General features: G+C 34.0%; 20 protein-coding genes and 3 pseudogenes. 6 read left to right on the forward strand and 17 right to left on the reverse strand.

All coding sequences use genetic code 11. The features are described from left to right. Positions 1-198: 198 nt before the first annotated feature. Positions 199-1343: pseudogene (locus EGX73_RS15720) on the reverse strand (IS256 family transposase). 205 nt (positions 1344-1548) lie between these two features. On the opposite strand from EGX73_RS15720, the gene EGX73_RS15725 reads away from it, so the two are divergent. The 3 genes and pseudogenes from EGX73_RS15725 to EGX73_RS15735 all read left to right on the forward strand — a co-directional run bounded on the left by EGX73_RS15725 (position 1549) and on the right by EGX73_RS15735 (position 3972). After that, complete coding sequence (locus EGX73_RS15725; protein ID WP_123867115.1) at positions 1549-2901, forward strand: hypothetical protein; 1353 nt, start codon at positions 1549-1551, stop codon at positions 2899-2901. Between the two features lie 175 nt (positions 2902-3076). After that, positions 3077-3304 (forward strand): annotated as a pseudogene (locus EGX73_RS15730) (transposase); the annotation flags it as partial. 152 nt (positions 3305-3456) lie between these two features. After that, the gene (locus tag EGX73_RS15735; RefSeq protein WP_069027558.1) at positions 3457-3972 is read left to right on the forward strand and encodes a hypothetical protein; all 516 of its coding nucleotides are present in this window, start codon (positions 3457-3459) and stop codon (positions 3970-3972) included. A gap of 221 nt (positions 3973-4193) precedes the next feature. Here EGX73_RS15735 and EGX73_RS15740 read toward each other — a convergent pair whose 3' ends face one another. The 13 genes and pseudogenes from EGX73_RS15740 to EGX73_RS15800 form a co-directional block, all read right to left on the reverse strand. Continuing rightward, on the reverse strand, positions 4194-4796 hold the full coding sequence (locus EGX73_RS15740) for a hypothetical protein (RefSeq protein WP_216642190.1): 603 nt from the start codon (positions 4794-4796) through the stop codon (positions 4194-4196). A 144-nt stretch (positions 4797-4940) separates the two neighbouring features. Continuing rightward, positions 4941-5750, reverse strand: coding sequence for an LPXTG cell wall anchor domain-containing protein (locus EGX73_RS16040; protein ID WP_123867116.1), 810 nt, complete (start codon positions 5748-5750; stop codon positions 4941-4943). 59 nt (positions 5751-5809) lie between these two features. Further along, the gene (locus tag EGX73_RS15750) at positions 5810-6178 is read right to left on the reverse strand and encodes a hypothetical protein (protein WP_010782365.1); all 369 of its coding nucleotides are present in this window, start codon (positions 6176-6178) and stop codon (positions 5810-5812) included. Between the two features lie 28 nt (positions 6179-6206). Continuing rightward, a complete protein-coding gene (locus EGX73_RS15755; RefSeq protein WP_002332641.1) occupies positions 6207-7175 on the reverse strand; it encodes a hypothetical protein in 969 nt (322 codons plus the stop codon). Positions 7176-7191: 16 nt separating this feature from the next. Continuing rightward, positions 7192-8124, reverse strand: a complete 933-nt coding sequence (locus EGX73_RS15760) for a conjugal transfer protein TrbL family protein (protein ID WP_002325632.1) — start codon at positions 8122-8124, stop codon at positions 7192-7194. Position 8125: 1 nt separating this feature from the next. Next, a complete protein-coding gene (locus EGX73_RS15765; RefSeq protein WP_123867117.1) occupies positions 8126-9049 on the reverse strand; it encodes a hypothetical protein in 924 nt (307 codons plus the stop codon). Between the two features lie 17 nt (positions 9050-9066). Continuing rightward, positions 9067-10722 (reverse strand): VirD4-like conjugal transfer protein, CD1115 family, encoded by a 1656-nt coding sequence (locus EGX73_RS15770; RefSeq protein WP_010706428.1) that lies wholly within the window; start codon positions 10720-10722, stop codon positions 9067-9069. Continuing rightward, on the reverse strand, positions 10715-11146 hold the full coding sequence (locus tag EGX73_RS15775; protein ID WP_002301637.1) for a hypothetical protein: 432 nt from the start codon (positions 11144-11146) through the stop codon (positions 10715-10717). Before EGX73_RS15775 ends, EGX73_RS15770 begins: the two co-directional genes overlap by 8 nt. Before the next feature lie 4 nt (positions 11147-11150). Next, positions 11151-11702 (reverse strand): hypothetical protein, encoded by a 552-nt coding sequence (locus EGX73_RS15780; RefSeq protein ID WP_029485693.1) that lies wholly within the window; start codon positions 11700-11702, stop codon positions 11151-11153. A 12-nt stretch (positions 11703-11714) separates the two neighbouring features. After that, the gene (locus EGX73_RS15785) at positions 11715-12824 is read right to left on the reverse strand and encodes a lysozyme family protein (RefSeq protein ID WP_123867118.1); all 1110 of its coding nucleotides are present in this window, start codon (positions 12822-12824) and stop codon (positions 11715-11717) included. Positions 12825-12845: 21 nt separating this feature from the next. Beyond that, the gene (locus EGX73_RS15790; protein ID WP_123867119.1) at positions 12846-14198 is read right to left on the reverse strand and encodes a conjugal transfer protein TraF; all 1353 of its coding nucleotides are present in this window, start codon (positions 14196-14198) and stop codon (positions 12846-12848) included. 13 nt (positions 14199-14211) lie between these two features. Beyond that, on the reverse strand, positions 14212-16173 hold the full coding sequence (locus EGX73_RS15795; protein WP_000411529.1) for a VirB4 family type IV secretion system protein: 1962 nt from the start codon (positions 16171-16173) through the stop codon (positions 14212-14214). Positions 16174-16183: 10 nt separating this feature from the next. Next, a pseudogene (locus tag EGX73_RS15800) lies at positions 16184-16660 on the reverse strand (hypothetical protein); the annotation flags it as partial. Between the two features lie 334 nt (positions 16661-16994). Between EGX73_RS15800 and EGX73_RS15805 the strand changes: the two are divergent. The 3 genes from EGX73_RS15805 to EGX73_RS15815 are packed head-to-tail and all read left to right on the forward strand — an operon-like array spanning position 16995 to position 19982. Beyond that, positions 16995-17363, forward strand: a complete 369-nt coding sequence (locus EGX73_RS15805) for a metalloregulator ArsR/SmtB family transcription factor (RefSeq protein WP_123867120.1) — start codon at positions 16995-16997, stop codon at positions 17361-17363. Then, complete coding sequence (locus EGX73_RS15810; protein WP_115234514.1) at positions 17356-19485, forward strand: heavy metal translocating P-type ATPase; 2130 nt, start codon at positions 17356-17358, stop codon at positions 19483-19485. Before EGX73_RS15805 ends, EGX73_RS15810 begins: the two co-directional genes overlap by 8 nt. Before the next feature lie 35 nt (positions 19486-19520). Continuing rightward, a complete protein-coding gene (locus EGX73_RS15815; protein WP_123867121.1) occupies positions 19521-19982 on the forward strand; it encodes a copper chaperone Copz family protein in 462 nt (153 codons plus the stop codon). 151 nt (positions 19983-20133) lie between these two features. Here EGX73_RS15815 and EGX73_RS15820 read toward each other — a convergent pair whose 3' ends face one another. Genes EGX73_RS15820 through EGX73_RS15830 form a run of 3 tightly spaced genes read right to left on the reverse strand, consistent with a single transcriptional unit; the run spans position 20134 to position 21503 of the window. Then, on the reverse strand, positions 20134-20997 hold the full coding sequence (locus tag EGX73_RS15820) for a zeta toxin family protein (RefSeq protein WP_123867122.1): 864 nt from the start codon (positions 20995-20997) through the stop codon (positions 20134-20136). Position 20998: 1 nt separating this feature from the next. Then, complete coding sequence (locus EGX73_RS15825) at positions 20999-21271, reverse strand: antitoxin (RefSeq protein WP_000301765.1); 273 nt, start codon at positions 21269-21271, stop codon at positions 20999-21001. Positions 21272-21287: 16 nt separating this feature from the next. Then, positions 21288-21503, reverse strand: coding sequence for a peptide-binding protein (locus EGX73_RS15830; RefSeq protein ID WP_001835296.1), 216 nt, complete (start codon positions 21501-21503; stop codon positions 21288-21290). Positions 21504-21590 lie beyond the last annotated feature (87 nt).

Raw genomic sequence — 21590 nt, forward strand, 5'->3', positions numbered from 1 at the left:
CATGTCATGGATCCAATAAAGTAGATATGGAATATTTATTTTCTCTTGTCTAATTTATAAGAACTAAATGATTTCATCATTGTTTTGACACTTTTAGTTGGGAGCGTCAATAATTTTGTGTAAATGGTTCTTCCCTACTGTAGATTGTTTCTAATTCTCCATCGGTTGACTCAGCATTTGTTCAAGCTCGCCTTCGGCCTATTGGAAACCTTTATGACTGCGACCTAGGAATTTTTGGTTGTGAGTATCAAAAGACGAGACTAAGAAACGTTCCATCGACTCTTCATTTTGGAACTGTTCCTTGCGGTGGCTGTATTTCTTGATTTGCTTATTAAAGGATTCAATCAAGTTCGTAGAGTAAATAGTCTTGCGTATGGCTAATGGGAAATCATAGAAAGTGAGCAGGTAATCGTTCGAAAGGATCGATTCCACCATTTTTGGATAGCTGGTTTTCCATTTTTCCGCAAAAGCACCACGTGCTTCCAATGCCGCCTTTCTAGGTGACGCTTGATACACCATTTTAAAATCATCACAGACTTCCTTACGATCATCGACACGCACTTTGTGACTGATATTACGGGAAACGTGCACACAACAATGTTGAAAACGGGCTTTGGGGTAGAACCGCTGCACGGCCCCCCTGCCATCTCCTTTAAGCCATCCGTGATGAAAAGGAGGACGTTTTTCACGCCACGTTCCTGGAGGTCTATTAAAATCTCTTCCCAAATCGTGATAGATTCAGTTGGTGCAATCGCATAGCTCAACACTTCCTTTGAACCGTCCGGGCGAATGCCAACTGCGATATGAATGGCTTCCTTCGAAACAGTCTGTCGCTTCACAGGGATATGCGTCGCATCCATAAATATAACGGAATAATTGGCTTCTAACGTTCTTTCTTTAAAAGCTAAAACATCTTCAGACACCAATTTACTCATGTTGGAGATCGTTTGTGGCGTATAGTGGTGACCATACATTTTTTCAATTAATTCGGAGATTTCAGCCATAGTAATGCCTTTTTGAAATAATTGGATAATGGTCGTTTCTAACGAATCATTGGTTCTCTTATATGCTGGTAGTGTTTGTTGAGAAAATTCGCCATTCCAATCTCTAGGAATAGTTAAATTCAACTCTCCATATTCTGTTTTAAATGTACGTGAATAATTCCCGTTACGGGAATTTCCTGAATTGAATCCATTTCGATCATATTTTTCGTAATCTAAAAAAGCAGTTAGCTCTGCTTGTAGGAGCGAGTTAATCGCTCGTTCTAAATGCTCCCGAAATAATTCATCTAAATCCCCTTTATTGAGTAGAGTTTGCATAATTTCTGTAGTAAAATTAATCATGAGAAAGTCCTCCTATAAAATTTCTGTGTGGTAACTTTAATTTTACAGAATGGACTTTCTTTTTTTCTACCCTAAATTTCTATTTACACAAAATATTTTACGCTATCGGAAAAAATCTCAGAGTAAATTATATTAAGTTATGCTATTATCAAAATATGGAAAGCGCTATTTATTATTTTTGACTATTAAAAAGAGGTGTTGAAATATGTCATGGTTAACTGATTTATATATTTTCGGTAAAATTATAGACCGAACAGAAAGAAAAATGAAAGAAAAAAACGATCAGGCTGCTAGAAATCTAAAAAGGCTTTATGATGCGGAAAAAAATTTTTATGAGAAGCAACATATTCAAAAGGAAAACGAACGAAAAGAACAAGCTGAAGAAGAGAAAATTAAATATTTAACAACAGGGATCCCAGAAGTCATTAAGAAAAAGAATGAAGCTTTTTTTGCTAATTATTTAAATCGATTTAATGCTTTAATTGAAGAAACTGAATATTTTGATTTAATATTATTAATGAATGAGGCATTGTTTCGTTTAGGTGAAATAGAGGGAATGTATTTTTCTAGATCAATGCAAGGATGGAAGAAAGAGTCTCCAATATTTAGTTTTTTTACTGAGGATGAATGTTTAAATCAATCTTTTATTGATTTGTTGATTAATAGCATTACTCTTAATATTACCATTATTAAAAAAAATGAAGATGTTGTGGGTGGTTTTGATAGCTATTATTTGAAATATTTTTCTAGTGAAGATACATTAAAAAAATGGCAAAAATACACAAAGGTCATAACTCGCGTAGTGTCAGAGGTTTCAGCTATTGAAAGTATTTATTTTTCTAAAAGTATAGAAAAAGTAGTTCTGAATAATTTTGAAAAAGTGTTTCAGATAAACGGTGATATTTTTTCATATTCTAATATAAGTGCTGGTTTTAGCGAAGAACATGACAAACAAGTTCGTAGGTTTATCGTAGAAAACTTTGATGAGAAATATGTATCTATTAGTAAAATCGAAAGTGATGATGGTGAATCAGAAAGAATTGAATTGAATTTACCTAATAATATTGAGTTTGCTATTTCTGAATCGACAAAAAAAGCCTCTTCACTCTATTCAAATTGGGAAGAATTCATTAAAAAGATAAATAAAAATCAAAAAGAATTTCAGAACCATATGTATTCAAATGGAGGTGATAGCGAATATTGGACGTCTTTGATTAGCTATATAGAAGATACTTTTAAATTTAATCCTTTTGAAATGGGAACTAATAGAAGTATGTCTTCTTATTTACAAGATAATTTTGAAAAAACTACTATTCAATATAAATTATCTGAAAAAACTGATCAAATAATTTATATTAGTTCATCCTCGCAATTGGATTGTATCCCAACTTTGCAGCAAATGACTGAAAAGTTTTATGATCCCAACTTGGAAGAGATTGAATATGCTAAAGACATGAAGAAATTAATGGAAAAATTTGAAAGAAATAAAGGGATAGAATGGATACAGGAGAGGCCTGGGATGTATGAGAAATATAAAAAATATGTTTTAAAAGAGTAAAATTTTAGCCCCATAAATACTTAATAAATATTTATAGAGTGTCTGCTTTATTCGTGAGTAGGTTTATTATAAATATCTAATAGATATTTAAGTAAGAAGTGGATAGGCTACAATAAACTAGACAGAAAAGATAAGGTGTGTAAACTATAAGAAAACACACTGGAGGAATCATTTCATGTCGCAAAGAAGAGAACGCAGAACCTACACGCAAGAATTTAAACAACAAATGGTCGACTTATTAAATTCGGGGAAACCGAGAGCCGACATCATCAGAGAATATGAACTAACACCATCGTTCTTTGACAAATGGGTCCGTCAGGCAAAAAAGACAGGTTCATTCAAAGAAGTCGATAATCTTACTCCAGCGGAAAAAGAGCTTATAGCCTTACGCAAACGAATCAAAACAAGGTACTATTACAACCTTTGCATTACCCGCTCTACTAATACTAGCTATTAAGGCGGTTGGTGTCATTGCTGGTACAGCAGTTGTTACTGAAATAACTACCGCTTTCACTAAATGGGGTATGTCAGCTGGCTGTAAGAAATTTAAAAAATATGGACCAATCAAATCATTCTGTGAAGCAAATGACTACCTATAAACATTTCTTGATCTTATTGTTTTTAATACCCATTCTTTCAGCATGTAATTCCCCTTCAGACAATGGTACAAAAAGTAGTTCTGAAACTTTGAATAGTTCTAATTTTGAGCAAGTAATAATCGACAAAGAAATTGGTTTATACGAGAAGGCACTAGAAAGTGATAATGTAGAAAAAATTGATCTAGTCAAATTTAAAGACATTACAGAACCAACTCAAAATGATGAACTAATATACTTTGGAAGATCCACTTGCATATATTGCAGAAAATTAATAATAGAAAATGAAGAAGCTATACGAAAATCACCTATAAAAATCTTTTATGTGGATACAGATTTATTAACTTCTGAAGATAAGAAGGAATTAGCTGATTTTCAAGTAACAGAAGTACCTTCATTTATCGAAGTCAACGAAAATTTAGAGTATGTAAAAGTAGACTTAGAAGAATTTGAAAGGAGGATTCATAATGAATAATAAGACAATTTGGTTATTACTTATTATCGTCCTTTTAATAGTAATTGCTTTTCTCTACTATTTTTCAAATGAAGAAATACGAGCTAGCATAATATTTTTTGGTTCGATTATACTAGTGTGTTTAGTTGCTGGACTGTTAGTTGCGTCAGGTATTAAATATTTTCTGTCTAACAAATAATACTGCATACAAAAAAGCATAGTATAGAGAAGCAACCTCTATACTATGCTTTTTCATTAAGTCGATCTTTATTTTTTTTTATATTTTGAAGCGTATCTTCAAAATATTGTAGGCTAGAAAAATCAAAAACCCTATTTTCAGTTTCAGTACGTTTCTCTTTTTTCTTTTCATAAATAGGTATAAATGTATCAAAAATAAATTCTTTATATTTCCTAGAAATCAATGAATGGTTTTTTTGAATTTTGGTATACTCTGCAAAAGAAATCCCTGTCTCACGAATTAGATATTGTTGAATCTTTTTGGTTTCAACGATCAAAGATTTCGTATAATCTAGTCCGCTTCTTTGTCTGCCTGTTCCTTTTGTAATAAAACCATATTTATGAGTAAGATTTGTTCTGATTGGAACAAAAGCTGAATAATCGTTATTCAAAGAAATAGAAACATAATAAGGTCTATTATCCTTTTGAATGATATTTTTGTTATCAACTGCAATCGATATATTATTATCTTTTAATATTTTTGAGGTATTGATCACATATACAAATTTATCTGAACTCAAAGCGCTTTCCTCATTTCTCAAACTGTATAAAAAGACACCTTCTCTTAATTGCTTAAAAGAAGATGCCTTTCGTAAGTTTGATTTCATCTCGTCATATCATTATTTCATGTGGCTTAGACGTTTCGACCACTCAACGCGTCATATCATTATTTTATGTGGCTTAGACGTTTTAACCACTCATCTATCATCTTCTATTATAAGCTATTTAATTAAATTGTCAACTTCTGTTACTTAGCTTTTGGCTCTATCCCTTTTGTTAAGTCTAAATAGGGAAAATCCACCTGTGAGGGTCATAAAGATACCAGCGATAGATAATGCAATAGTCTCTTTTTCGCCTGTTTGTGGCAATACTTTCATTTTTCCGTCTGAACCTTTAACCGTTACTGTTCCGTCTTTTCGAACGTCTGCTCCAATTTCTTTAGCTTCAACTTTTTTTGTTGTTCCGTCTGCTAATTGAATGATTTGTTTACTATCTTCAACTGCGACAATCACAACGCCTGTATCTGTATTAACTGGGCTTTCAATTGGGTTTGTGTCTACTGGTTTGTTTGGTACTGTTGGTTTACTTGGTTCTGTCGGCTTGCTTGGTTCTGTCGGCTTGCTTGGTTCTGTCGGCTTGCTTGGTTCCGTTGGCTTGCTTGGCTCCGTTGGTTCCGTTGGCTCCGTTGGTTCGCTTGACTCCGTTGGTTTGCTTGGCTCTGTTGGTGTACTTGGTTCTGTCGGCTTACTTGGCTCCGTTGGTTCGCTTGGCTCTGTTGGTTCGCTTGGATCAACTGGATCAACTGGATCGACTGGATCGACTGGATCAACTGGATCAACTGGATCAACTGGATCAACTGGATCAACTGGATCAACTGGATCAACTGGATCAACTGGATCAACTGGAGTAGTCGGGTCTGTCGGCTCTACTGGAACGACTGGATCATCATCGGCTAAGATAGTAACATCACTGCTACTTGCGGTTTCGTCTGCAAAACTGACAATCGGTGCTGATACCAATAGCGCTGTACTAAAAAGTGTTAAAAGTGCAAGTTTTTTCATTTTATAATCTCCTTAAAAATTAGTATTTGTGTACATAAATAGTATATCACAAATATGCTTTATCTGACATTTTTGTTCATCTTTTTTTTAAAAACTTCTAGCGATTCTTTCGTTAAGAATAATGTTTTACCTGTATAAATGTGATCGATTCCCTCTAGTCTATGAGGAAACCGTTTATAAATGTGGGCAAAGTATTCATCATTCTTTCCTAACAACTGGCTTGCTTTTTTTGCTGTAATCAATTGCGATAAATCATTATTGGGATTATCAGAGAAAATAATTGTTCCACCAATTTTTCGATAATTAAAATTTTTAAGTATTTCATGTTTGTTGTTACGGTAAGCTTGGGATAGGTAATTTCTATTCTTACCTATCCTTTCACTCATTTCTTTTGCTGTGTAAATTTGATTTAAATTAATTTTTCCCATTGTTTAAGCACTCTCTTTTTAGCGTATTTCAGTTAAAAGAGAAGTCTGTAAGTTTTGGTTGAGTTGTCACAAGAAAGCCGTTTTTAGTTGGTTCAACCTCAAAAGTGATTTTTTGCATTTTACTACGATTGTCTACTGAAACATTTAGAAGGTATTCAACTCTATACCCTTTTTTTGTTTGTTCGCTACCGTAATAATTAACACTTTTAAGCGTTTTCCCTAACGCTTCCCAATCAGCTATATCTACTTTTTCTGATACATAATTTCTTAAATTAGATTGATAATTTTCTTTATTTTTTTCTTGTGAAAAATAATAAGTTAAAAAGTATCTACCAAATGTATCTATTTTTGATTGGGAAATATCCGTTTCTTTGACACGTTCAATTTGTTCTTTCAATGATTCGCTCTCTTTTTTTACTGATTGAAGTTGTACTTGTTGAATAACACTTATTCCTATCAATAATACAATAAAAAGAGTCAAAATAGATATGAACAAATGAATTCTGGGAACATTTTTCTTGGTTATGGATTCTGATAGTGATTCTTTTCTACTATTCGTTTGTTTTGCTTGGTTCTTTTTCGATATTTCCTTAATAACACTAGGTTCATTTACTGTTTCAGTTGGAATTTCTGTCTGCGGTATTTCTTGGCGTTCATTACTCGTTTTTAACTCCTGACGATTTAATTCTTGCGTATTAAGCGTTGGTTCTATTGGTTCATTCAAGTAAACTAAAACGTGTTGATCTGTTACTCGATTTAATAACAAGTTAATTACGTCCGTTTCTTTGGTATTTTTTGTATTCAGCGTAACAGACATAATTTTTGTTTGATCTTCTACTCTAAAAATACCTACACGAAATTTAACTGGAATTCCTCGACTTGTCTTTTGTTGTAAATAGTGTGTAACTTCGGATAATTCGCTCTTACTTAATTTTCGATTCAAAAATTGATTTTCTTCTTCGGGAAGAATAATTCGTATTTCAAAATAATAAGACAATCGTTATCCCCCTCTCTTATTTTCTAAACATAGCCATCATAGCTAAGTTTCCTAGTCCGCCACCTTTTGAAACTTTGGTTGAATACCACATATTTTGTAGGGCTGACGGTGTTTTAATAATCAACAAGCCACAACCAACCATTAACATAAAGTTTGGTAACGTGTATTTTTCAGCAATCATGAGTGTAATCATGAGTAAGTACAAAATAAGCTTAATAAGCATTGTGAGTGCTTCGGATAACAGTTCTTTGATCCATATTTGAAAGTAATTTTGTTCGTCTGTTAAAAGCGATAAGGCAACTAATGGTGTTAACATAGTCAGTACCAAGAAATCAGCATAAAAGACACAGATCGCTACAAAATACTTGGCAATGGAAAAGGCAAAGAAGATCACGAAAACAAAGAGAACAACGGCACTAACGCCACCATTAAAGAAATTGGAAACTAAGAAATTACGCAATCGTTCGCCGATCGTTTCCACGTTCAAATCATTAGCGACTTGTTGAATCACATATTCACCGATTGGTGCAACAATCTTTTTGATAAAAAAGTTCATTGCCCAGGGCAACGTTGCTAAGGCAATAGACGAGTAAAACAGCTTTTGAACAATATTAGCGGTCAATGCGTCACCACTCCCATTAGAAGCTTGTATTTGCGCTTCAATGACCTTATACAACACAATACAAATCGCAAAGGTTGTCGTTGCAAAGACAAACACGTTGGTAATGGTACTAATCAATTCGATATTGGGAATATCAAAGGTCGTCTTATTAGCAATTTTCATACTGGCTTCTAAAAGGTCACTGCCCCAATTGCCTAACAAGGTATCGATTGGGTGCAACACACTATCAACACTCTCTTTTACGCCTTCAAACACATTAGAGATAGCCTCACCAGCAGAACTTAAAATATCCGATCCTGTATCTTTTATTTGGTCTATTACGTCCATATTACATTACACCACCAATCGTTCCACTAACTTGCCACTTTCCAATTTTTTCGTTGTATTGCATAACTACAAATACTCCACCAATGTTTTCAATATTCTTCTTTTGTTTGCTAGTTACTAGCCCTATAACCTCATATCTCAAATCATTATCCCAATCAATTTGTGAAAACATTGATCCTACTTTTTCATCATGTTGCCCTTTGTTCCGCCAATCTGCCCACTCATAAGGGAAATCATTACGCAAAACAATTTTCGTATTTTGTTCTGTTTTTTGGGTATCTAAGAACCAGGTACGCAACCATTGGCTTTTATCGTCATTTTGTTTAGAAATGGTTAGCCCTTTGGTACCGTCAACGATCACTGGATTGAAATTGAAGCTTGCTTGTAGCCCTGTATAAAAATCATCTGATACCTTATCGCCAAATTTGGCTTTTAAGTTATCAATCAGTTTGGTTTGTAATTCAATCGGACTTGTACCGCCTGATCCTTCTTTCAATAATTCTTTGTTGATTTCTAAAATTACGTCACCATTAGAGAAAGACTTGTACCAACTCTCAAAAGCTTCTGTCGCTTCGTCTGCTCGCTCTTTCGCACTTAATTTGAGTAAATGGTCGCTTGAACCTTGAACGGCTTGTGAGCTGTTTTCTGTGGCTTCTCCGCTTGTTTCTGACTGGTTGCTTTCTTTGCTTGCGGTGGTGGCGGTTGGTGTCACTGGTGGTTGATTTTTATTGTTAAAATAAGAAATGCCCACAAAAGCAAGAATACCGACAACTAAAACGCCAATCACTACGTTACGGATCACTTGACGGCTAAATTCCATTTTTTTAATACCCTCACTAGGTTCAATCCCTTTTTCTTCAATTTCTTGTTCTACTTGCTTTTGAAACATTGGGATATTCCCAAAAAATTCTTTCAATCCATTCATTTGATTTCCTCCGATCTTTAAAATGGTAATTCGCTGTTGTCATTGTTGGTTGTGTTTTCCTCTATACCTTCATCAAAACTACTTAGAATATCACTCATTAATAGTTCTTTTTCTTCCTCTTCTTCTGTTACTTCTGATTCGATCGGTTGTTCAGGTAGATTTATTTCTTTTTTATTCAAATCATCTTCTTGTTTCTTCTCGTGAAAAATTGGGGCGCTTGCTAGTTGCACTTTTCGTTGTTTGTGCTGTTTTTCCAACTCCTCAATGTATTCTTTGGCAAATTCTGTTTGACTGCTTATATAATCTTGCTGTGAAATTTCATGCTTTTTAAGAAGATTTCCGAACAATTCAAATTGTGGCGTTTTTCTTAACATGTAAGGTTTACCGTCAATTAACACAATACTTTTTCTTCCATTTTCTTCTTGTTGTAAATTGATAACTTCCCCTTCGGTAATCAATCGCCTTTTTTGGTAACCGTAGCTTTCTGACTTACTTCCGCTTCGGTTAGTTGTTTTTGCGGACGTTTTACTTTCACTTGTTCCGCCTGTATATACTTTGATTGTTGTATCATTTACTTGTCTTGAAAAGTATTCGGCGGTCGTTTCCTCTACACCACCTAGACATATTTTAATGGCATGATTCCCAATGATCGCTTTAAATTTCTTATCTCCGTAAAGTTCAAAGCCCTGGGGCAAGGATTGCAATATGGTACTAACTGAAATACGATACCCTCGACACGTTGCAAGAAAATTCTCGTATGTTGGAAAGTAGCCCAAATTGACAAATTCATCTAGTAACATAACTAAAGGTACTGGCAATTTTGCGTTGTGCTTATCCCCTAAAAAATATAACTCTGTAAACATTTGTTGGAAAAAGAGATTCACTAAGCCGTCCCAAGTTCGATCTAATGGGGAAATTAGCACGTATAAACAAATTTTTGACGTTCCTAATTCCTCAAAGAAAAAATCGTTTGTACTGGTAAATTCTGATACTTCTTTATCAACAAAATCTTGTAAAGTCGTCAATAGACTAATAACAATGTTTGGTCTTGCTTCACTTTGTGCTTGTCGGAAGCCTAAATAGTAACTGCGTTTTGCTTCGTGTCCGTCTGGCAAACGCTCAAATTGTTCATCAAGTTCTGATACACCTTCTTCGTTATAGCGTGGATCAAATTCTTCTAAAAAGTCTAAAATACCCTCAATTGTTCTTGCGCTTGGTTCATATTCAAAATAAACATATTTAATCAACGTATTTAATAAGTTTAATTGTGCATTGAACCAAAAATCTTTCCGTTTGGGATCATTCTTTGCTGATACTATGACGTTTGCAATCTTGTTTGTATCATTTGATTTGCGGATATAGAGTAACGGATTGTACCTAGAACTTAGCAAGAAATCTTTAAAATTTATCACAACTGTTTTGAAGCCCTGGGCTTTTTTTATTTCATTGGTTAACTCGTAAATTTCCCCTTTTGGATCGGTTACAACAATTGATGTACTGCGATTGTTTACAACATTAGGCAAAACATAACTTTGTGTTTTAAATGATCCTGGACCACCTACTACAAAAATATTTCGATTACTTATTTTGCTATCTTCGGGTTGGATCACAACATTTCCGCTTTGAAATTTCCCTAAGATTAAACCGTCTGATTCTGCTAACAAACTACTCATTTTTCCCCCTCCTCATTGACTTTTCTAATATCTTTTTCATTGACTTTTCAGGGATCAAATGAACATTTTTGGGTGCGTTTATTTCTGATTCTTCCCCCCAATAAGCCGATCCATGAACAGGGTTTGTTTTCCCGACAACCTCAAACGGTTGGCGTTTGGTAGGGTGAAGAAAGACAAATAAAATAATTAAAACAATGATTTGTACAATGAAGAACGGAATCATGTAAGTAGATTGAATGATCTCTAAAAAAGTATTGATCGGGTGCTTTAAAATAGTTGTAACAAAGGTACTCAATTCAATATTTGTATCATTCGCAATGATAAAAGGTAATAATTTAAACACAATCAATGTTACTGGTAATAATAGTAGATAGAGTATAACTAGGATAATCAGTTTTACTTGCTCTTGCTTTTTCTTTGCCATGCTTCTACTCCTCTCCTAATTGAATGGTCGTTCTTTGAGTAATTTGTTGGTTTTTAATTTGGATAATTTGGTTTATTTCAAAATCATTTTTTGTACCGTTAAAAACCTGGTGAATCGGTGCTGTTACTAGATATTGCTGTGAATTATCCTTACTTGCATAAGCAAGAATTTTTATTTCATTTTCGTTTACTGAAGACTTTTGAATCGTGTTTTGTTGTGGGCTATATGAATTGTTTACGTTGATCTCGTTTTGTAATTCTTGATAAACGTTGTCTGTCGCTAATTCTTTAACCGTTGTCATAGATATTTCTTTTTGGCTTTTTTCGTAGTTATAAACGGTCTTGTAAAATTCTTTGATAATTTTTTCCGATTCGCTTTGGTTAGTGTTTTGTTCCGCTTGTTTGTCTGCTAGTTCCGTCTGTACGCTTTTTAAATCACTTTTTAAGTGACGGATCTGTTCGCCTTGCCTTATTCCAAAAACAATCATGCCTATGGTAACCACAAGTAACACAAGCGTTGAGATAAACAAACCAACTTTTATTTTGTCAAACTCCATTTCTTCCTCTCCTTATTCAACATAACTTGCAATGTTTGCAATAGAAGCTGGCACTACTCGATAACTGATTGTTCCGCTTCCTGGGTTTACTACGTTACACTCTGATACAAGAAGCGTACCGTCTGCATTTACGACTTCTACAAAGGCAACGTGTCCGTAAACTGGATCAGAGCCAAAAGAACCAGGTGGGAAAGAAATTGCCGTACCTACTTTTGGCTTATTTGTTACTTTATAGCCTAAAGCTTTCCCTTTATAGCCCCATTCGCCACCATTGCCCATAAAATCATCAACTGGTTTTCCTATTTGAGCCATACGATTAAAAGCGTACCAGGTACATTGCCCAAATGGATAACTACCGCTTGTATTATAGTTGTGTCCGTCATATCTTGGATAACGTAATTTATTTTTGTATTCGCTGGGTACATCAACTTGAACAACGCCAGTATTATTAGAATTGTTTTGAACGCCCTCTGCGCTTGCCTGGCTTTCGTTAACGTATTCAAGTAATTTTGGCACATAGAACATATTTCCGTAGTTATAGCGGTAATTGTAGCCCATTGAAGTAGATAAAGCATTTACATAAGCTACCTTTTCGCCACCTGACATATTAATAGAAAATTGTTTAGCCAACTCAAAAGAATACGTTCCGCCATTCCTCACTACAAAATCAACAAAACCACCGCCATAATTATACGCTTGAAGAGCTGTTTTTATATCTGATCCTCGGTTTATAGCGCTTTTCATATTTTCTACAAAAAACTCTACTCCTCGTTGTATGCTTCGTTCGGGGTCTTTAATAGTGTTCGGGGGCAGTCCTAAACTTTCGCTTGATTGCATAGGGTCGCCACCTTCACCACCTGATTCAATTTGCATAAGGGCTAAGATATAAGGTACATATTCCATACCGTCATATTGTCTAGCGTACTTTTCAACGGTACTTTTGTACCTCAAAACAGATTCACTTAAATTTTTGTTTTCTGTTGCTAGTCCGCCACTAGGGGCGGTTTGATCATTATTAAAAATAAGAAGGAAGATTACAATGATAAAGACGAAAAAGCCTAAAATTGCTTTCGCTATCGGTTTTCGATAACGAATAAGCAGTTTAGCAGCTGTTGCTCCCATGATATGAAATCACCAACCTTCCTAATCTTTTTCAGCGTTTGTTAATTCAATCTTTTCACTAAGCAATGTGTTGTTTTCTTCTAACAAGTCATTGGTTTGTTTTTTCTTCAAGTCCTCATTTAAAGAATTATCCTTATACATATTTTCTAATTCTTCACTGTTATTTTCAATCAATAAGTCAATCATGCTGATTTGACGTTTAGGATCGATTGCTAATTTCTTTTGTGTAATTGATACTTGACGAATATTTTTTACTGTTGGAATGTCTTTTTCTTTTACTGATTTATCGATTAAAGCTTCAACAATTGTTGTATCGGTACTAGTTTGAACCAAATACTCAGTATCTGTTGAATTGTCATATGCTAAAATCTTTTTGAAGTCTGCTAAATAGTCGCTTCCTGGCAAATCAAGGGCTTCTATTTTTTCGGTTTCCCCTTGTTTGTACAGACTTTGAATAATTTTTTTATCTGACTTTTTATCAAGTTCATAAGCCTTAGTGTAGTCACCAAGTTTCACGTAAATATCAACTTGTTTTTTCTTAGGATAGTTGAGTTTTTGCATATCTTCTTCGATATTCTCACTATCATTATCAATAATCTTATTTAAAATAGTGATCTCTGTTTCTGCGCTTTGCTGTGTAGCCGTAACTTGTTTTTTCTCATTTACTTTCATAAGAAAAACCGTACCGCCATATAACGCAATAACACCTACAACTAACGCAATTTTTAAGCTTTTATTTCTGCGAATTTTTCGGACGTCTGCTTTCTTATCCTGTAATTCAGCAGAAAAGAAATTCTTTTGTTCTTCGGTTAGTCGATTTTTTATTAAATCTCTTAATGATTCCAAACTTTCAACTGCTTCTACATCATTTAAAAATGAATTTTTTTCTTTTGTTAGAACCTCAATACGGTTCTTCTCATACTTCTCAAGTGAAAATTTACCAAAAAAACTACAAATAAAATTTTTCCACTGTTCTAATTCTTCTTTAGTTGAGTAAGGCAAATTATCAAAATGATCTGCTTTATAAATAAATAGCAAGTCACGTGTATCTTTGAGTAGAATATTTTGCATTGCTAGATAGGTGTTTGTTTTTTCTAGTACATTCATTTCAAGTAATCGATTCACTATATCCAATTTATAAAAATCAGCATATTCTTTTAAATCTAGTAGTGGTGTATAGCCATTAGGTCGGTTATAAACAATTTCTAGCTTTCCGTCTTTGGTCAAAATCTCCTCGACATCAACAAAATATTGTTCACTTTCTTCTACATCAAAAATATGTTCTCGATTCGTCAAATATTTTTCGTTTATTTGAACGACAATCACGTTCTCTTGATAGTAAAATTGTAAATTGTTCAAGATTTTGTATTTCATTTGCTTCTCCCTTCTATTGAATTTTCGATCTTAACAACCAGTTGATCTCTTTCTTCGGACTAACGCCGTAAATATCTTCATATCCGCCTGGGTTAAGCAAACGCATTTCTTCCTGGGTCAAATCGACTTTAATTTTAGCCCTCTTTGTTCCATGAAAGAGTAAAGCTTCCCCTTGACGTTTTGAGGTAATGAAAGATAATTCTTTTTTTGTAAGTTTAAGTTTCAACTCGTTTGAGATACCTTGCGCTTCCGTTTCATCAAGTCCAAAGAACACTTTTGTAAAGCTATTCCCAATAATTGCTTTACCGATATTATCAGGTGCTTTTAATACATCATCAATCTGTTGGGTTGATACGGTACAATCGGCGTTATATTTTCTAAAGCGTTTGTAAGCCTGGAAGAAAAAATCTGCACTAATTTTATTTTTCAGTAAAAAGTGAAATTCATCTGCATAAACAGACGTTACAATTTGCGGATTGTTGGTTATTTCTTCAAATAGATAACTAAAGCTGTTGAGGTATGCTAAATCTCTGATTCCTTCTTCGGTCTGTAAATCTCGCAAAGAGAAGCAAATTAACGGATTATTTAAGTCAATATTTGTATGACCGTTAAATATGGTACGGCTTCCGATTGTAAAATCTTCTAATGAATAAATAAAATCTTCAATTCGCTTGTATCGTTTGGGATCAGTTTCTTCTAAAGCTTTCAATCGACTTTCTAAGTCTGAAAATGTTGGAAAATCGGTGTTTTCCATTTTCGACAAGTTTTTCTTTTCGTATAAATTCGTATAGCATTTTTTAGCTTCTAACTTAATAATAGATAATTGACTGTCAGTCAAAGAGTGATCCACCATTAGGAAATATGGCGTTAAAATATTCATTCGTTTACTGATTTCTTTATCAATATCATTTTCAGTCATTTCAAAATCTTTGTGCTTTATTTCAAGATTTTCTACAAGTTCGTCCTCTTCAAAATCGGATAACGATTCTTTTAAATCCACATCTGGTGTATTGCGTGAGTAGATTTGAAACGGATTGATACGAACATCTGACATAGACGAAAGATTGATTATTTCGCCCCCTAGAGAACGTACACGTTCTGTTTGTTCATCTTCGGGATCAAATAAAACAATTCTGTGTTTTAGTTCTGTCGAGTTATCAGCAAAAGCATATTTTTTCAAATAGTCTGACGTTAGGTAAGTGGTCTTTCCCCCACCAGATAAACCAAAAACGAATTTATTACGATTGACTACTAATTTTCTGTTGGTGTAATCAATACTAACGATATTTTCAGTATCTTTATTAATTCCCTCAATAATCATATTTTTAGTAAATACACTTAATTCATTATCATCAAAAGGAAAAATACTGCTTGCACTGATTGAATTAGCGATTGTGTACGTGTATTCAGGCACTTCATTAGATTGCAAAGGTAAGGCACTCCAATACGCTTTATCAATCATAGTATATGGAATCAAGGCTTTTACTCCACTTGCGATACAACGTGTTTCAAAATCTTCACACAATTTTTTCAGCTTATCTTCGGACTTACTTTTGATCAAAACATAGGTATATAAATAAAGATAAGAAGTGTTTTCGTCAACGGCTTGTTCTAACTGCGTTTGTGCAATTTTCATTTCACGTTCTAAACGGATAATCGTCAACGGATCATGCGAACGATCGATCTCTGCTTGCTTGTTCTTAATGGTTCTGTTGTAATAATCATTCAATGAGTTACCGTTTGCTTTAGTGTAATAATGAGATATGGTTATATCTCCACTCATTTTACGAATACGATTAAACCAATTTCCTCTTGGTTTATTATTGTATTTTGTAATGACATAGGGAACTGCGTATGAATCATCAATCAATAATTTGTCACGTTCTACTGTAAAGTTAAATGGTGCTAAATCAGATACAACGTCCGTATCAACTTCGGGTATTACAATAATTTTCTCTTTTGGTATCTTCTCCATTTTAACGCTCCTAACTATTCAAAACCTTTTTCATCTCGCCAATCGTACAAATTTCAACCTGACAATCATATTTACTTAAAAATGCAATTAAAGCTGTTCTGATTGTTCTTGTCTTATCACGTAACACTTGATAGGACAATTCTAAACTATCATATGTTTCCTTTGAAATTGGTTCAGAATTAATTACAAAATGTTGTTTCTTTGAAGTTTCCATGTTACTTGCTAAATTTCTATAATGATAATAGTAACTAGCCTTTAGTTGTAATAAAGCTTCGTTATGCCCTGGCATTTTGCGATAATTTTCTACTGTATTCCCCCAGGCTTCTACAAAATCGTCAATTTCTACTGGTACATTCTTAGAAGTGATCTGCGGTTCATATAGAACGTTTTGAGATAGAAAGACACCAAAATCTTCGTTTAACCCTTCTTGTTCTGATACTGGCAAGGTATCAACGTTTAAGCCGTCAACTTTTAGCATACTCACAATGACTGATCTTGCGTACTGACACGAGCATATCCAAATTTCAATACGAATCCCCTCTTTCTTAACACTTTAACTATACCAAAAAGGGGTTTGAAATAGATATATTGGTCTTTTGTTTTTGGTTATATTTTTGGTTATAGGTTTTATGTAGTTTTTAAGATTTTTAGAACAGTTCACTTGTCATAGCCAAAAACGGTCGTTTTCGGTACTTGCTATTACCACCGAATTTTTGTGAAACGATTATTTCTACAAAACATTCAAATAAGTATTTTAATGTTTTGAAAAAAGGGGTATAATATATTCAAATGAATATTTGAATGATAATGGAGTGATGATGTTGAGTAATAAAGATAGTTGTGAAATTTATTGTTATGACGAAAAAAAAGTCAATCGAATACAAGAAGAGTTACAAAAAGAAGATATATCTAGTGTTTCCCAATTATTTAAAGCACTTGCAGATGAAAATAGGGCAAAAATTACCTATGCCTTATGCCAAGATGGGGAGTTATGCGTGTGTGACGTTGCGAATATCATTGGTTCCACTGTTGCAACAGCGTCCCATCACTTACGAACCCTTCACAAACAAGGGATTGTGAAGTATCGAAAAGAAGGAAAATTGGCGTTTTATTCACTAGATGATGAACATATCAAACAGTTAATACTTATTGCTTTAGCTCATAAAAATGAGGTGAAAGCCAGTGTCTGATCAACAAGCAAAATTATCTGAAGAAGAAATGAAAACCTATCGTGTTCAAGGATTTACTTGTACCAATTGTGCAGGCATCTTCGAAAACAATGTGAAACAATTACCAGGAGTTAAAGACGCGAAAGTGAATTTTGGAGCCTCTAAAGTTTATGTTCAAGGAAATACAACAATTGAGGAACTAGAAAAAGCAGGAGCATTTGAAAATTTAAAAGTTCGGGATGAAAAAGAACAAAAGGTAGAGCGTGAACCTTTCTGGAAGCAAAAAGAAAACATTAAGGTCTATATTTCAGCGTTATTACTTGTGATTAGTTGGTTTTTGGGCGAGCAATTAGGAGAAGAACATCTTCTTCCAATGATCGGCTACGCAGCATCCATTTTAATTGGTGGATATACACTGTTTATTAAAGGTCTTAAAAATCTAAGCAGATTAAAATTCGATATGAATACGCTCATGACGATTGCTATTATAGGTGCTGCGATCATTGGTGAATGGGGTGAAGGCGCAACAGTTGTTATCCTATTCGCTATCAGTGAAGCGTTAGAACGTTATTCAATGGATAAAGCTCGTCAATCTATTGAATCATTAATGGATATTGCCCCAAAAGAAGCATTAATTCGGCGTGGAAATGAAGAAATGATGATTCACGTTGAAGATATTCAAGTTGGAGACATTATGATTGTAAAACCTGGTCAAAAATTAGCAATGGATGGATTAGTTATTAAAGGTACATCTACACTAAATCAGGCTGCTATTACTGGGGAAAGTGTTCCAGTAACAAAAACAATTGATGATGAAGTGTTTGCAGGAACATTGAATGAAGAAGGGTTACTTGAAGTTAAAGTAACAAAACGAGTTGAAGATACTACTCTTTCAAAAATTATTCATCTTGTAGAAGAAGCTCAAGCAGAACGAGCACCTTCTCAAGCATTTGTCGATAAATTTGCGAAATACTATACACCAGCTATTGTGCTTTTAGCTCTTTTAATTGCAGTTGTTCCTCCATTATTCGGTGGAGATTGGAGCCAATGGATTTATCAAGGTTTAGCTGTGTTAGTAGTTGGTTGTCCGTGTGCTTTAGTTGTTTCAACTCCAGTTGCCGTAGTTACTGCAATAGGGAATGCGGCAAAAAATGGTGTGTTAATTAAAGGTGGTATCCATTTAGAAGAAGCAGGACACTTAAAAGCCATTGCTTTTGATAAAACAGGAACATTAACAAAAGGTATTCCTGCTATAACAGACATCGTGACGTATGGTGGAAATGAAAATGAATTGCTTACAGTTACAGCAGCCATTGAAAAAGGATCACAACATCCACTTGCTTCAGCCATTGTAAGAAAAGCAGAAGAAAATGGATTGAATTTAAATGGTGTTTCGGTTGAAGAGTTCCAATCTATTACAGGTAAAGGTGTAAAAGCAAAAGTAAATAACGAAATGTATTATGTAGGAAGTCCAAATCTGTTTGAAGAATTACATCAAACAATTGAAAGTACCATCAAAGAAAGAATTACTCGTATGCAAACAGAAGGAAAAACCGTAATGGTTTTAGGAACGGAAAAAGAAATTCTTTCGTTAATTGCCGTAGCAGATGAAATGAGAGAAACATCAAAAGAAGTTATTAGTAAATTGAATCATATCGGAATTGAAACAGTAATGCTGACTGGTGATAATCAAAGAACCGCAGAAGCAATTGGAAAACAAGTCGGTGTTTCGGATATTAAAGCTGATTTATTACCAGAGGATAAGCTGAATTTCATTAAAGAACTTCGTGGAAAACATCAAAGTGTAGGAATGGTTGGAGATGGTGTTAATGATGCACCAGCACTTGCAGCTTCTTCAGTTGGTGTCGCAATGGGTGGTGCTGGAACGGATACTGCATTAGAAACGGCTGATATTGCTTTAATGTCTGATGATTTAAGCAAATTGCCATATACTATCAAATTAAGCCGTAAGGCTTTAGCAATTATCAAACAAAACATTACCTTCTCTTTAGCCATTAAATTAGTAGCATTACTATTAGTTATGCCTGGTTGGTTAACTTTATGGATAGCGATTTTTGCCGATATGGGAGCAACATTACTTGTTACACTAAACAGTTTACGACTATTGAAGGTTAAAGAATAAAAATGATTTTTAAGAAAAAGAAGATATAAGTAAAAATGGAGGATTGTTGTTCCAAGTCGAATGAAAAGGAAAAGTCTAATGTTTGCCCCTCTTGTAAAAATAAAGGGAAGCAGATGAAATTAATAACGCTTAAAAGTTTACTTCTTCCTAAAGCCTTAGCAAATTTGCAACCAGATACCAGTTATCAATTTTGCTCTTTTTCAGAATGTGATGTTGTGTATTTTAACGAAAAGGAACAGATATTTACTAAAAGTGATTTAAAAATACCAGTCTTTCAAAAAGACGTGAAAGAAAATACGCCAATTTGTTACTGTTTTGGATGGACAAGAAAAATTGTTTCTGAAGAAAGTAATAAAACCGAAGAAAATACCATTGTACAGAACATCTCAATGCACATAAAGGCAAATCGATGTGGATGCGAAGTAAACAACCCTCAAGGTTCTTGTTGTCTTGGTAATGTAACTGGTTTTATAAATAGAATGACACGACAAAAATAATGACTAAAAAGCCGATAATTCCTTAGCGTAGGAAAAATCGGCTTTCTTCATGTCGACATTTGCTTAGCGTATGTTTTCCACGTTTTGTTGGTAGGACCCCAAAAAGAGTAGTTACCGTTTTTTGGTAACTACTCTTTTCCTTTTTTAAGGTTTAAATACCTGGAAGTTTAGGTGTTTTGGGTATTGGTGGTGTAGGTGGCCGCAAGCTTTCCATTTTTTGTTGAATTGCTTTAAATTCAGGGGTTTCTTGGTGTTGATTTTGAACCATTTTTTGCTCTATTCGTTCTAAAGTCGGTTGAATTTCTTTACTTGCTACTTTACGATTCAATTCTTTTTCTAAGGTTTCTTTTGGACTAATAGAAGGTGTTTCCAAACTTGAATAGAGTTTTACTCCTTCTCTGTTATATAGCCTTATATCGCTAAATAAGCCCGTTTTTTTAAGTGTTTCTAAATTGTTAGGTAAATTTTTAACAACAATATCATGTGCTTGCTTTGGTGTTGCCCTGGCTGTCATTGGATCATCTGCATACATGGTTTCATATCGTTCAATTGTTCCTAAATATGAGTTGATTTTAGGTACTGCCATGACATACATTTTTGTTTCATAACCTTTGGCTTGAAGCATTGTTGCGGTTTGAATAGGAACTTCTGTTGTTCGTCCTGTACCTTCGATCACCAAATTATACCCTTGATCGCTCAAACGGCTTATGATCGCTTCTGTCATGCGATTAGAATAAGGGGTAACGTGTTTTACTACGTCTTTTTCATAAAGTTTCACTAGTTCATCAAAATTAGGGTGCTGTTGTTTAAAGGTATCATTATCAATGACAATAACATTCCCTTGTGTTTCTTCAAAAATTGCTGATCGCAAACTGGTTTTCCCTGACCCTGGTTGCCCACCAAGTAAAAAAGCGGTTGGCGATTCAACCGCTTTTTTTCCTTGAATCAATTCTTCTAAATTATCATTTAAGCGATTCTCAAATTGTTTGTCAGTAAAATTGACTATATTTGCCATATTAAGCCACTTTCTCTTTATTCAAAACTTGTTTTGAGTAACGATTCATTGACCGCCAATACTCATGAACGGCTTGTAATTCTTCTAAAGAATAATCAAAAAGATTTACACGTTTTGCAAGCTTTAATTGGTTTAATAAATTGACTTCCAATAATTGAGAGTCATTTTTATTTAATTCATGGTTCAAAACATAGTTTAATACTCGATTATAAACGCTTGCCGATAATTCGTTAATGATCTCTATTTCAAATGTTTTTTCATACGTAACTGCCATTTCATTTTCACTCCTTTTAAAGTTTGTCAGGTAAATATTTCCGTATATATTCTTCTAAGGCTTGATCCATAACTTCTTTTACGTTTCCGCCATTCTTTGCTGTTTCGATTTTTATAATATGGTGTAAGTCAGCACGAACACGAACCGTCTTATCTCCCATTATATCTTTTTTTGCACTGATTGGTGTATCATTTCGTTTTGCTTTTTGTGCGCCTAAATTTCCCACAATCACTCACTTCTTTCTATTTCTTCTTATTCTTATTTTATCATCAACAATCACAAATCACAAGTGATTTGTGATTAATCACTTGTGATTTGT

Source organism: Enterococcus sp. FDAARGOS_553, assembly GCF_003812305.1.
Lineage (GTDB): Bacteria > Bacillota > Bacilli > Lactobacillales > Enterococcaceae > Enterococcus_D > Enterococcus_D gallinarum.